Annotated in this window: 10 protein-coding genes; 7 read left to right on the forward strand and 3 right to left on the reverse strand. The window is 62.6% G+C overall.

Going from position 1 to position 13,825, the window contains the following annotated elements; all coding sequences use genetic code 11:
- From DGA31_RS29120 to DGA31_RS29135, 4 genes are all read left to right on the forward strand, one after another.
- Window positions 1–330 (forward strand): fimbrial protein (locus DGA31_RS29120; RefSeq protein WP_152035093.1); only part of this gene is annotated, 330 nt, incomplete at its 5' end.
- A gap of 70 nt (window positions 331–400) precedes the next feature.
- Complete coding sequence (locus tag DGA31_RS29125; RefSeq protein ID WP_109514880.1) at window positions 401–1,153, forward strand: fimbrial biogenesis chaperone; 753 nt, start codon at window positions 401–403, stop codon at window positions 1,151–1,153.
- Between the two features lie 35 nt (window positions 1,154–1,188).
- Entirely contained in the window at window positions 1,189–3,702 is a 2,514-nt protein-coding gene (locus tag DGA31_RS29130) for a fimbria/pilus outer membrane usher protein (RefSeq protein WP_241509675.1), read from the forward strand.
- 35 nt (window positions 3,703–3,737) lie between these two features.
- The gene (locus DGA31_RS29135) at window positions 3,738–4,844 is read left to right on the forward strand and encodes a fimbrial protein (protein ID WP_109514881.1); all 1,107 of its coding nucleotides are present in this window, start codon (window positions 3,738–3,740) and stop codon (window positions 4,842–4,844) included.
- A gap of 17 nt (window positions 4,845–4,861) precedes the next feature.
- Here the strand turns inward: DGA31_RS29135 and DGA31_RS29140 are convergent, their stop codons facing one another.
- From DGA31_RS29140 to DGA31_RS29150, 3 genes are all read right to left on the reverse strand, one after another.
- Entirely contained in the window at window positions 4,862–6,337 is a 1,476-nt protein-coding gene (locus tag DGA31_RS29140; RefSeq protein WP_109514882.1) for a hypothetical protein, read from the reverse strand.
- Window positions 6,338–6,451: 114 nt separating this feature from the next.
- Window positions 6,452–8,650, reverse strand: coding sequence for an autotransporter outer membrane beta-barrel domain-containing protein (locus DGA31_RS29145; protein ID WP_109514883.1), 2,199 nt, complete (start codon window positions 8,648–8,650; stop codon window positions 6,452–6,454).
- A gap of 284 nt (window positions 8,651–8,934) precedes the next feature.
- Window positions 8,935–10,968: a hypothetical protein gene (locus DGA31_RS29150; RefSeq protein ID WP_109514884.1), complete on the reverse strand. Its 2,034-nt coding sequence runs from the start codon at window positions 10,966–10,968 to the stop codon at window positions 8,935–8,937.
- Between the two features lie 231 nt (window positions 10,969–11,199).
- On the opposite strand from DGA31_RS29150, the gene DGA31_RS29155 reads away from it, so the two are divergent.
- The 3 genes from DGA31_RS29155 (at window position 11,200) to xopAW (ending at window position 13,739) form a co-directional block, all read left to right on the forward strand.
- Window positions 11,200–11,949 carry a response regulator gene (locus DGA31_RS29155; protein ID WP_109514885.1) on the forward strand — a complete coding sequence of 250 codons (750 nt, stop codon included), beginning with the start codon at window positions 11,200–11,202 and terminating at the stop codon, window positions 11,947–11,949.
- On the forward strand, window positions 11,946–12,971 hold the full coding sequence (locus tag DGA31_RS29160) for a sensor histidine kinase (protein WP_109514886.1): 1,026 nt from the start codon (window positions 11,946–11,948) through the stop codon (window positions 12,969–12,971). The genes DGA31_RS29155 and DGA31_RS29160 overlap by 4 nt, the downstream gene beginning before the upstream one ends.
- Window positions 12,972–13,109: 138 nt before the next feature.
- A complete protein-coding gene (gene xopAW / locus DGA31_RS29165; RefSeq protein ID WP_109514887.1) occupies window positions 13,110–13,739 on the forward strand; it encodes an EF-hand domain-containing protein in 630 nt (209 codons plus the stop codon).
- Window positions 13,740–13,825 lie beyond the last annotated feature (86 nt).

A 13,825-nucleotide genomic window follows, 5' to 3' on the forward strand; every position in this document is an offset into this window, starting at 1 on the left:
AAGCGCTTTGCCCTGCGCATCAAGGACGACGGCAGTTGTGGCCTGACCGGCACTGACGACGTGGCCCGGGTGACCTTCAACGGCACCCCGGACACCACCGGCAACTACTTCGGCGTGACGCCGACGGCCGATGGCGCCAAGGGCGTTGCGATTGTGATCAAGGACAAGACCGGCGTCTCCATCGCTCCTGGTGACGAATCGGCCGCCTACGACCTGATCGAGAACGGCACCACCGACATGGCCTTCAACGCGTACTACCGTTCGGTCGAAGCCACTGTCAGCGCGGGTGTCGCTTCGGCTGACGTGCAATTCGTGGTTGCCATCAACTGATCCATCACCCACAGCCGCTGTACGTCGAGCCCGATGGCCTGGCGTACAGCGGCACGCAGGAACCCTTTCGATGCTCGCCTTGCCAACAAAGCCTCATGGCGCCCGGTGGATCGCAGCCCTGTGCCTGGCCTGCGCCGTGCTGATCGCCGACCTGCGCGCCAGCCACGCTGCGCTGTCCATCAGTGCCACACGCGTAGTGCTTGCCAGTGACAAACGCAGTGTTGCACTGGTTGTCAGCAACCCCAGTGACCGCCCGTTCGCCGTACAGACCTGGGTCAACACGGCCGCCGACGACGACAGCAGCGCTGTGCCCCTGATTGCCACGCCGCCCCTGTTTCGCCTTGACCCCGGCAAGGAGCAGCAGGTGCAGATCAACGGCCTGCCCAACGACCTGCCCCACGACCGCGAGTCGCTGTTCTACTTCAATGTGCAGGAGATTCCCCAGGCCGCCGATGACGGCAATGTGCTCAATATTGCCTTGCGTACCCGCATCAAGCTGTTCTACCGCCCCGCCTCGCTCAAGGACAGCCCCATGGCGCGCCTTCCCGACCTGCAATGGTCGATCGAGCAGGTCAACGGCCAGGTCCACCTGGTGGCGCACAACCCCAGTCCGTTTCATGTGTCGTTCGCACGCCTGGAAGTCCAGGGCCACGGCAAGACCGAGCAGCTCAAGGCTGCCGACATGCTTGAACCCCTGGCCACGCGCCGCTATCGGCTCAGTGCAACCCGGCCCGGCACCGGCCTTGCGGTCGTGTACACCGCCATCAATGACTACGGTGGCAGCAGCCTGCCGGTAACCCTGCCCATCCGCGTCAGTCCCTGACCGCCCGGCGGTCTCGTCTTTTTCAGGAACACACCATGATGCTTTTCCCCGGACGCGGGCCTGGGCGCTTTCGCGTGCGCCCACGCCTGGTTCATCTGCTGTGCCTGGGCGGGAGCACCTTGCTGCTTGACGCCAGGCTGGCGCTGGCGACCCAGGATATCCAGTTCAATAGCGGCTTCATGCGTCAGGGCCAGGCCCATGCCGCCGATGCCGGGCTGCAGGCGCTCATGGCCCTGGGCCGTGGCCAGGACCTGGTGCCCGGCAAGTACTGGGTGCAGGTCCACGTCAATCGCCAGTACTTCGGCGAGCATGAACTGAGCTTCGAACAACACGCCGACAGCGCCCGCCTGCTGCCCTGCCTGAGCCCGGCGCTGCTGGAACAGATGGGCCTGCGCCTGCAGAGCCTGACCGAGCCCCTCTCGGAGGCGACCGCCTGCCTGCCACTGCTCGATGTCGTTCCCGAGGCGCGCCTGGACTTCGATGCCGGCACCCTGGCTTTGGCAATTTCCATTCCGCAAATCCATATGCGCCGCCACAGTGCCCGGCAGGTCGATCCTGCACAGTGGGACAATGGCATCAATGCGGCCTTTATCAACTATCAGGCCTCGGCCATGCAAAGCACCCACCGTCGTGGCGGCAACCGCAGCAGCGATGACCTGTACCTCAACTCCGGCATCAACCTGGGCGCCTGGCGCTTGCGCAGCAACCATTCGCTGCAACACGACGAGCATGGCGAACGCACCTGGACAAGGGCTTATACCTATGTCCAGCGCGACCTGCCAGGCACTCGCGCCGCCATGACCCTGGGCGAGACCTTCACCGGCGGCGACGTGTTCCGCAGCCTGCCGATCAAGGGCCTGCAGGTGCGATCGGATCGCGAGATGCTCGACGACAACCTGCAGGGCTATGCACCGATCATCCGCGGCGTGGCGCTGAGCCGTGCCAAACTGGAAGTGCTGCAGAACGGTTATCCGATCTATTCGACCTATGTCAGCGCCGGCCCCTACGAGATCGACGACCTGACCACCGTCGGCAGTGGCGAACTGGAAATCGTCCTGACCGAAGAAGACGGCCAGGTGCGCCGTTTCAGCCAGCCCTACTCGACGATCAGCAACCTGCTGCGCGAAGGTGTCTGGCAATACAGCGCCGCGCTGGGACGTTACAACGGCGCGACTGAAACCACCGAGCCGCTGTTCTGGCAAGCCACCGGGGCCTGGGGCCTGGGCTGGAACTCGACCCTGTATGGCGGGGTTCTGGCGAGTGATTTCTACCGCGCCACCAGTCTGGGACTGGCTCGCGACCTGGGCAGCGTCGGCGCACTGGCGCTGGACGTCACCCGTTCCGAGGCCACCCTCAGGTCTGACCAGGACGCTGCCCCTCAAGGCCTGAGCTATGCCGTGAAATACGGCAAGGCGTTCACCAGCCATACCACGCTGCGCTTTGCCGGTTACCGCTACTCCACCGAAGGCTACCGAGACTTCGATGAAGCCGTGCAGCAACGCGACCATTCGACCCGGTTTCAAGGCAGTCGACGCAGCCGCCTGGAAGCTTCGGTGCATCAGCGCCTGGGGAGCAACAGCAGCCTGAACCTGACGCTGTCCAACCAGGACTATTGGCGCAGCGACTACCACCAGCGCCAGTACCAGCTCAACTTCAGCACCCGGCGCGACAAGGTGACCTATAACTTCTATGCCTCGCAGTCGCTGAGCGACAAGCGCGGTACAGACCGCCAGTTCGGCCTGAGCATTTCCATGCCGCTGGACTGGGGGCATTCGAGCAACGCCACCTTCGATCTGTTCAATAACGGCGAGCGTTACAGCCAGCGAGCCAGCCTGGGCGGCAGCCTGGACGAGAACCGCCTGAGCTACCGCGTCGGCGTCAGCAACGAACTCAACCGCACCCAGGCAGCCTCGCTGTCGATGGGTTATCAAGGCCCTCATGCCAGCTTCGGGGCTGGTCTGACCCAGGGCAGCGAGCACCGCAGCCTGTCGCTCAACGCCAGCGGTGCAGTGCTGCTGCATGCCGACGGCCTGGCGCTGGGTGCCAGCCTTGGCGAAACCAATGCCCTGGTGCAGGTGCCGGGCATCGGCGGTGCTGGCGTGGAAAACGCCATCGGCACGCGCACCGACGCACGGGGCTACGCACTGGTTTCACACCTGCGCCCCTATCGCGTCAATCCATTGGTGCTCGATACGGGCGAACTGGGCCCGGAGGTAGAGATCGACAATGGCATTAGCCAGGTGGTCCCCAGCCGCGGCGCGGTGGTCAAGGCCCGGTTCGATGCCCGCAAGGTCACCCGCCTGGTGCTCACCGTGCGCCGCCCGGACGGAGTGCCCCTGCCTTTCGGCGCACAGGTCAGCGACAGCAAGGGCCAGGCGCTGGGCATGGTCAGCCAGGCCGGTCAGCTGATGCTGGCCACCGGGGAAGAACCGCAAGTGCTGGAGGTGCGCTGGGGCACCGACACCCAGCCCCAGTGCCGTCTGTCCATCGACCCGGCCGGCATGCCGCAGCGTGAGGGCTATCGCCTGCAGGAGGTGACATGTCGCTGAACCCTTTCCAACCTTCGGCCAGGAGCCAACCACGCATGAAACGCACTCGACACGCGCTGCTGTCCGGGCTGGCCCTGGCCATGGTCAGCCCGTACTTGTGGGCAAACCAGAGCCCGTCATTCGGCTGCTACTGGAACTCGGGCAGCGGCCAGATGATTCTGAACATGGACCTGGGCACGCTTTATGTTCCACGCGACGCACCGGCGGGTACGCCCATCGGGCCGATCGACAAACGCTACAGCCAGCAGGCGCCAGGCGCTGCAAGGGTCGACTGTACGACTGATGAGCATGCGATGCAAAACCTGATCTTCCAGGCGCTGGCCACGGCACCGGTCTTTCCAGGCACTTTACCCCCTGTGGGCGGCGAAGATGTCACCGGCAAGATCCTGCAGACCAATATTCCGGGGGTGGGTGTACGGATCAGGCTCGGCCCGCCTTTCCGTGGTGGCGCGCGGAACTCCTTCTGGCCCACCGAAGGGCATACCGTGGTGCCCTACCAGGCTGAACGCACCCCCATACAAATGCTCTCGACAATCCCCATCACGGGCCTGATCAGCAATCTCACCCTGGTCAAGACCGGGTCGATTCCGGCCGGCGCTCATTCACTGGACGGCAGCGAGCTGTTCAGCGGCCATGTCACCACCCTTGGCAGGATTTTCAACCTGGGTCTCACCGGGACCGTGGTCCAGGCACAATGCAGCGTCAATGCCAACCCGGTCAGCGCTGACCCGGTGCGGCTGGGCGACTGGAGCACCACTGATTTCACCGGTCCCGGCTTCACCACCCCGGTGGTGCCGTTCAAGATTGCCTTGAGCAACTGCGAAACCGATCCGGACAGTGCCGATTTTGCCATGGCGCATATCCGGCTGGACGGCATCAACGGCTCGCAGCCGGTCGGCCCGCCAGGCAGCGGCGTGTTCAGCCTGACCAGCGATTCGAGCGCGCAAGGGGTCGGCATCCAGGTGCTCAAGGCCGACGGCAGTACACCGGTGGAGTTGAATACCGAAGTCCCCCTGATGCCTATTGCTTCCGGGAACATGACCCTGGATTTCAATGCCCGCTTCTACCAGATCGAGCCCAGCGACGCCGTGCGCCCTGGCCTGGCCAAGGGCGCACTGAGCTTTACCCTGACCTATAAGTAGCAGGCATGAGCAGCGTGTCAGTTGACCAGCGTGCAGTTGGCTGAAACAAAGCTTTTCCAGGTCTGCCCACCATCGAAACTGACCTTGGCCTTGAACTCCATTGATCCGCCGATCTTGAAGTCATCAAGCTGGTCGAGCGATATATCGCCCGTCGGCAGTACATCGACGACCGACGCGACGGGGTGGTCTTTCAGGATCACCACGTCGTGGGCAGCGTCCGATGCGTCGACCCCGTGCGCCGACACGCTGACGAGCTGGCCGGCGCCCATGAACGGCCAGCGGGACAGGCTGAAGTTGGCCTTGTTGCCGTTATCGCGCACTCTTGCCAGGCTGATCTGCCGGTTGATCAGGCAATCGCACTGCAATGCGGGTAAACCGGTCAGATCGTTGATTCTCAGCTTGCTCCTTATCGACTCATGCGACTCAGGCACCTGCACTTCGAATACCTCGTAGTACACCGGCACATCCGTCTTGCCGATCTGCGCTGCCAGCTTATCCTTGGGCACAAGGTATTGCCGGCTCCCGGGAGAGGTCGGCTCGTCGGTGCGAAAGGACCACTCGCTGCCCGGCTCGGCCCATTGCAAGTACACCTCATCGTCGTCATAAAGGATTGCCTCCTCGGGAATGATGACGGTGGCACCGTTGATGGCCTTGAACGGGTCCAGGGTCCAGTTGCTGCCGCTGCCGCTGGCATCCTTGATCTTGGGTGCAGGCAACTGCCGGGGTGGCCGGTTGGCCTCGACCTTGAGCTCCTCTGCACGAGCCGCCGGCGCGGTATTACCGGCCCGGTCCTTGACGATATACGTGGCAAAGCGCTGACCGTTGCCCCGCTGGCGGATCATCGCCCCGTCGAAGTCGATTGTAATGGGTTGATCAAGATCGGCCTGGCTCAGAGTACGTTCGTCTACCCGTTCACGGCCGGTCACCAAATTGCTCCAGTACCAGGTGATCACATCGCCGGGCCGAGCCCCCTGATAGTCAGGCACCCGCGCGCTGAGCAACTCATCGTTGGCGACGAGCCAGGAATGGGTCACACCGCCGCTGATGATTTCAGGCGGGAAAATCAGCGGGCCTTCGTTGTTCAGAACCGGAGGGGTTTTATCGATGGTCAGGGTCAAGGGGTCGGAAGGCGAGCTACCACCATTCCAGCCGGTCACGACGTAGCACAGAAGGTGACTGCCGTCGCTCAGGCTCGCCACAGGCACTTCGAAAAACAGCTCACCCGGATCGATGGGGCTTTCCCAGACCTTGCTGTCGATCAGCCTGTCATCCCAGAACAGCTCCAGCGTTTCCGGGTGCTCGGGATTCGGATTGGAGTTTTGCCACATCGGTATGTCCACGCGCAGGGGATTGGACAACAGCGCAACGGGCAGCAGGTTCGGTTCACCGCCGTCAATATTTTCCAGCAGGCCGTCGACCTGCGGCAGCGGCAGCGGTCCGTCGCTGCCGCGCAAGCGCATGCAGATCCAGTCGATCAACGAAAACAGTGGCATCGCCCGTCCTCCGTGACGGTTAATGTTTACTGATATGTATCGACAGTAGACCGGCCCCCCCCTGCTGACTACTGGTACAAATGTCAGGTTGACACACGCCGGGGTGGCCAGGCTCTACCAGGCGTAGCGGACCCCCAGATTGGCACCCCAGGGTTGCTCGAGGCGTGAGCCGTTGCTGTACTCAAAGTCGGCGTGGACCTGCAAGGCTTCAGAAAGCCCCAAAGCGACACCGACGCCCAGCTCGGCACGTGAGCCGGACAGGTTGTTGTCGAAGCGGTTGCCGTTGACTTCAACCTGATTGTGCTTCACGAACTCATGGGCCAGTGCGGCTCGCCCATAGGGCTGCAGGGTGCGGCCCTGGCCCAGGTCGAAGTCGCGTCCAGCGGTGGCGCCAAGCTTGCCTGTCAGAGAGCGGGCACGCTCGCCCTCGGCGCGCATGCCGTTGTCGAGGGTGTAATCCTTGCCCTGGAAGACGACCGCCGCCAACTGCGCATAAGGCTCGACGAACCAGTTCTGATCCAGCTTGATATGCCGACCGGCTTCGGCCGAGGCACCCGCTCCCCAGTTGGCATAATCGCCCTTGGTACGCGTACCGTCGCTCAGGTTGACATTGGTGCTGTTACGCAAGTGATTGAGCTTGAGTACGCCATCGAAGTAGTAGCCTGTATCGGTGTCGAGCCACGTGGCGTAGGCCCCGGTGGAGTAGCTGTCGACCTTGCCGGATGAACCCCGGTCCAGATCAAGGTCGGAGGTACTCTGCCCGACCATGACGCCTGCCAGCCACTGACCGTCGCCCAGTGGCAATGCGGTGTCGATGCCCAGCGACACGCCATGCTGGTTCTGGCGATAGCCGACGCCGGCGGCACCTTGCAGGTCGAACCGGTTACTGTGGGCGCGTATCCACACGCCCGGCTGGCCGCCGTGCATGCGCAACTCGCCCATGCGCGAGCGCAACGTGCTCATCTCGCCATACCAGACGGTAGGTGCTGTGTTGAACAAGGCGATGACCGAAGCGGTACCCGGGCTGACCGTACGGCTGGAGGCATCGAGAAACCAATCGTTTTCACCTTGCTTGATCAGGTCATAGGACCAGGTGCCCAGGTCCACGGGCCCGCCGGCCAGGGTGAAACGGGCATCACCAGCGCCGGCATGCACCACATGCAGACGCGCATCGGCCAGTGGATCGGTGCCGGTACTGCCAATGAGCACACTGTGCTCACCGGTCGCGTGCCCGGTGATGTCGAGAAAGTCGGTCTGCGCCTGGGAAAAGTCGACATCCATGACGAAAGTCCCGTTGCCGGACAGCTTGTCTACCGACAAGCGGTAGTAGTCTGCCGCCTCGCCGAACCTGATCGAGCCACCGTCCATCGCCAGGTTGGCAACCTGTCCATCGCCCACCATGTTCCAGCGTGCCTGGCTGTTGACGGCCAGTTGTGCGACGTTTTCCAGGCGCCCGGTCAGGCTGGCCTGGTTCTGCAGGGTCAGGCTGGCAGCGCCGCCTTGCTCGACAACGACATCGCCGGTCAACTGGCTGTTGTCCACCGTCAGGTCAGCCGTGGAGCCGGTGGCGACTTCCATGAGCCGGCCATTGCCGCCCACCAGCGTAGAGCCATTGCCGACCTTGATGGTCGCCTGGCCGGCAAGGCCCGGCATCCCCACAGCGATGGCCGCGCCATCGACTCCCTTGACATGGGTGCTGTCCAGGGTCAGATCGCCTTTGGCTCCAACTGAGTCGGCGAGCAGACGAATACCGTTCATTTGCCCGCTGATGGTACTGCCGTACGCTGTGGCACGCCCATTACCGATCACCTCAAGCCCGCGCCCTGAAGCACCACTGCCGATAAGCGTGGCGCCTTCAAGGTGCAGATCGCTCAAGGTGCTGACCAGAGCGCCGCGATTGGTGCCCGAGAGAGTAGCGCCGATCACCGTGGCCCTGGAGCCGACCTGACGGTCGGCCTCATGCCCCAGCACCAAAGCGTCGGTCTCACTGGTGAGGGTGCCGCCATTGATCCACGCCTCGGCACCCAGCAACTGAACGGCGGCGCGGTTACCCGTAGCGGTCACCGTGGTGGTGTTCAAGGTCAGCCGGGCACCGGTCTGTGTGGTGATGTCCAGTGTCGAAGCTGCATTGGCGGTCAGATGCCCAAGGCTGCCGATCTGATAACTTTCCAGGGGGTTGGATACAGTGATGGTTTCAGGGCCATTGACAGGCCGGGCGGCAACAGAGGTGCCATACAACACCAAGGGCACCACGACTGTTAACTTGATGTAACACGCTAGAGGTTTCAACGAACACTCGATACTTACTGCCATATTGATATCTCTAGTACAGTCAGGAATGTAATACCCCGCCCCTGAGCACCGCGTACTAAAGCGGCCCCTGAAGTGACGGGGCCGCGATACTACAGACCTAAACCTTAGTTAAATGTAGGAACATTCTCACAACGGTGAAGGATTATTCCTCGCTCGACTAAACTACACCCGGCCTTGGTCCGACTTCCATGCCACCCCGTCATTCCAGCCAATTATTTTGCGATAACTTTCGTCATACTTATTACACGACTGCGCATGGCTTTACTGCAAATGGCCAGCTTTTATCAGGGGGTCGGAACAAGTGGGCAAGCGCCGCCGGGAACATGCAACGCCACAATGGCCTCGACTACTTCAGACGTCAGTTCTTCGCCACTGCCAGGAGCGATAAACGTATAAGAAGCTCGCCCGCGGCCATCCCCGACTTGCGTATAGATAGGCAGCAGGTGGGTATCGTAAGGCTCTACCAACCAGACGAATCCCGTGACCGGTGTTGCACCGCCCAGGGTTATTTCTGCGGATTTTGCGGTGCCCGGTACTTCATCCTCACCCGCGAACCCTTCAACGGCTGTCCACGTCAGCGTGACCTTGTCACCGTCTTTCAATTGGTATCTGGACAAATCCGGGACCTTGACGCGCACGGCGGGCTCGCCCGTCGCCGGGTTGGCCGGGTCGGCATACAGAGAATCGCAGTTGATGACCGCGTTATTGTAAAGCCCTTCGAATGCCGGCTTTTCCGGTACAACAGTAATGGCATCCACATTCACCGGGGTCATCGGTGAGCTCTGGTAGTTTTCCGAACCCGGGGCATGGATACGATAATGCACGGGCAACGCGGGATGGTTACCGGCGTTGGCAATGTAACTCCAGGGGATTTCCACGCTGATTTCATCGTTACTGGCATCGGTGTCCTTGACGACATACCGGGCCTCGCTGACCTCGGTGCCTGCCCAGAAGAAATCGATCTCCTCACCCTCTGCCAAAGGCGTATAGAGCTCAAATTTCAGATCGGCGGCCTGATTGGCGTCGGCTCGGGCCAGGCTGTCCTGCACATTCGAGGTCTTGCCAAAGACGCGGGCGCGCGTCAACTGGCCGTTGACCGGGTCAGGCCAGTCCGGGTCGGGGTCCGGAACAGGGTCGGGGCCAATATAAGAAAAGTCGACGTTGACGCTGATGGCCTTGACCTCGGAAGGCTTGGCGCCGCGCAGCACCCGGTAACTGACGTTGGTGACCTGCTCGCCACCGGCCGTACGGTCATACGCATCGCGCAGCACCGTCGAAGGCACGGCAATATCGAGCGGAAAGCGTGGCGACACGCCGATTTCGGACGAGCTGAACACCTGATCACCCCAAGTCAGCTCGATACGGTCGGTTTTCTTCCAGTCATCAAAGGTCAGAATCTGCACACTGATACCCGCCCGTGCGTCGGCCAGATCAAGCACGCCGTCGGCGGCCAGGGGAACGATCGGGTCTTGCAGGTCGCTCGGTAAAGGCCCCAGGGCTACATCGACCTTGTGATAATTCGAAAGGGGCGAACGATTACCGGCCTTGTCGAACAGTACATAGAAGGCGTAGTAGTCCTTGTCTTGAGACTGTTTCAACATGTCGACCGGATAAGCCACGGTCTTGTCCGGCAATACATCAATGTAGCCAACAGGCGACGGCAATTGATCAGCGTCATCCGGCAATGGCGTGGTCACCCAGTAGAACGCCACCTTGTCGCCGCGCTGAATGTCTGCATAGTCCGGCAATGTCCCGGGTATCTCGTCGGGATAAGTAACCAGAACATCATCAGTCAGTTCCTGGACCGGCAGGCTCATGGCCGCCGGTTCAGCGTGCCTCCAGGGTGGCAGGGTGTCGCATATCACATTGACCCCGCCTGACTTCGACCTGCTTCCGTTCCACGCTTCCACGACATAGCGCAATGAATAATCGCCGTCCGGTTGCAGACTGGCGTTGGGCACCTCCAGGTGCAACGGAAAAAGAGCGGGATCGACCGGTCCTTCCACAACGATGGAAGCAACCTCCTGATAATCGCCTTCAGCTGGCGTTGCACCAGGCGCCCATTGCAGACGCACCGTGTCTTGCTGCGTGGGCGGTGGCAGCGATGACCATGCCGGCACGCTGACCGGCAGATTCTGCTCCCGGACCAGATTGCCCTTGAGCGTCCCGTCGGCCGGATCGGCCAACCATGTGGCATCGACAACCGGGTCGGCAAGGTCATCCCCGACCTCGGCGATTCGCCGGGCTTTCTGCAAACGGTATTCATCACGCACCCTTTGCGCTTGATCAAGGTTGCGTCGGGTTTTCGAAGCTGTCATTACCTGCACTCCTGTGGCGAATGTATGACTCCTGTCACCATTTAACTGCGCCGGTCATCAGGCGGGTACTCCTACAATTGCTAGGATGGCAATTTGTATCCCCCCTGATACATTGGCGACATGCTCTGGATATTCACCCAGGGCAAGCTTGCGCACCGCCCGTGCCGCCTCTTGCCGGGCATCCCTACCCACGGTCGCTCACGGCGCGCATCACCAGGCAGCAGAACGCACATGCAAACACACCCCGACAGCCCGACCGACGACACGGCCCATGAACAGCGCTGGACCACGCGCGCCCTGATCGTCGATGACGATGTGGCCATTCGCGAGCTGCTGTGCGATTACCTGGCGCGCTTCAATATCCAGGCCCGGGGCGTGACCGACGGCGTGCAGATGCGCCAGGCGCTGGCCGAGGGCACCTTCGATGTGGTGGTGCTGGACCTGATGCTGCCCGGTGAAGACGGCCTGTCGCTGTGCCGCTGGCTGCGCAGCACCTCGGACATCCCGATCCTGATGCTGACCGCGCGCTGCGAGCCCACCGACCGCATCATCGGCCTGGAACTGGGCGCCGACGACTACATGGCCAAGCCCTTCGAGCCGCGTGAGCTGGTGGCACGCATCCAGACCGTGCTGCGCCGGGTGCGTGACGACCGCAATGACCCGCGCACTACCCTTCGTTTCGATGCCTGGCGCCTGAACAGCGTGCTGCGCCAGTTGATCGCCCCGGACGGCCTGGTGGTGCCGCTGTCGAATGCCGAATTTCGCTTGCTGCGGGTGTTTCTGGAGCGTCCGCACCGGGTGCTGAGCCGCGAGCAGTTGCTCGATGCCGCCCGCGGGCGCTCCATCGAAGCCTTTGACCGCAGCATCGACCTGCTGGTCTCGCGCCTGCGCCAGAAGCTGGGCGAAGACCCCAGGAACCCGCAACTGATCAAGACCGTACGCGGCGAAGGCTACCTGTTCGATGCCCGGGAGCTGGGTTGATCCGCGCGGCCGACACGCTGTTTGCCCGATTGTTCGGCGGTGCCTTGCTGGCCATTGTGCTGGCGCACCTGCTGGCGTTTGTCTGGTTCACCCATTACGGGCCGCCATCCCCGCCCCGGCAAGAACCGGCGGCGCAACAACCAGAGGCCAATGCGCCGCGCCCTCGCCCGCCGTTACTGGGTGGGCCGGTGGTGCCGTTCGTCTTTCAGTTGATCACCCTGGTGGTGGCCGCCTGGTACGGCGCCAAGGCCTTGAGCCGGCCAGTGCAGCGCCTGAGCGAAGCGGCTGAGCGCCTGTCGGAAAACCTCGACAGCCCGCCACTGGAGATCACAGGTCCCCGTGAGGCGCGCCAGGCCGCGCAGACCTTCAACCTGATGCAGGAACGCATCCGCGAACAACTGCAGCAGCGGGCGCGCATGCTGGCGGCCGTGTCTCATGACCTGCGCACGCCGCTTGCGCGTCTGAAGCTGCGCGTCGAACAGATTGATGACACACACCTGCACGCTCAGATGAGCCAGGACCTCAATGACATGATCGGCATGATCGACGCCACCCTCAGCTACTTCAATCAGAACCGCCAGAACGAGGCCATGCAGCCGTTCGATGTCCAGGCGCTGATCGAGTCGCTGGCCGAAAACGCTCAGGACAATGGCGATGCGGTGACCTACGAAGGCACCTGCCGGCCCTTGAAGACCCAGCCCATGGCCCTGCGCTCGTGCCTGCACAACCTGATCGACAATGCCTTGCGCTATGCCGGCAGCGCCCATGTCGAGCTGCTCGACGAGCCGGCCGGCGTGTGCATCGCCGTCGTCGACCACGGCCCCGGCATCGACCCGCAATTTCACGAGACGGTCTTCGAGCCGTTCTATCGCCTGGAAGGCTCGCGCAATCGCAACTCCGGTGGCGTCGGCATGGGCATGACCATTGCCCGTGAGGCGGCCTGGCGCATGGGCGGCGACCTGCAACTGGGTCAGACGCCGGGCGGTGGCCTGACTGCGCGGCTCAGCCTGCCCCGGGCCTGATCGCATGAACGTGCCATTCATGCCGCTTCGATGTAACGCCGGCGGTACACAACTCACATCCTCTGGACAAACCGGCCCCTGACTCTGCACACGCCGATGCACCGTCGTCGGCCTCATCCACCTCAGGGAGTCAACCCGATGATCGGCGCAATCGGCACCAGCAGCTATTCGAGCTACACCAGCACCAGCAGTACTTCCAGCACCCAGGCACAGCGCTTTCAGGAAGCCTTGCTGAGCAAGCTGGACACGGATGAAGACGGCAGCATCAGCAAGGCAGAACTCGGTTCGGCCTTGAACAGCGACAGCAAGGACGGCATCACCGTCAGCCTCAGCCAGGCGTTCAGTACGCTGGACAGCGACGAGGACGACAGCCTCGATGCCGAAGAACTGGCGGCCCTGACACCACCTCCGCCACCACCACCGGCCACCGACCTGGCCGACGAACTGCTGAGCGCGCTGGACACTGATGGCGACGGCAGCATCAGCAGCGACGAACTGAGCGTCGGCTTGACCGGTGCCGGCAGCAGTGCCGACAGCCGCCAGGTGTTCAGCGCCCTGGACACCAATGAAGACGGCACTGTCAGCCTTGAAGAGCTGACCGCCAGCCTGCAACCGAAAGAGCCACCGGCGCAAACCGCAGACTTGAGCGAGAGTGACAGCAACCCGATCGCAGCCCAGGCGCTGAGCAAGATGATTGCCGCCCTGGGCGAGCGTTACGACACCGAAGGCAATCGCCCGGTGGGCAGGCATCTGGATACCGCCGCGTAACCTGCCTTGGCGCCGCACGCTCACCTTGCAAACACCGGGCGGGTAGGAGCGCGCTTGCCCGCGACCGAGTGCGAAGCGCTCGCAAA

The sequence above is a fragment of the Pseudomonas ovata genome (assembly GCF_003131185.1).
In the GTDB taxonomy this organism is placed as follows: Bacteria; Pseudomonadota; Gammaproteobacteria; order Pseudomonadales; family Pseudomonadaceae; genus Aquipseudomonas; species Aquipseudomonas ovata.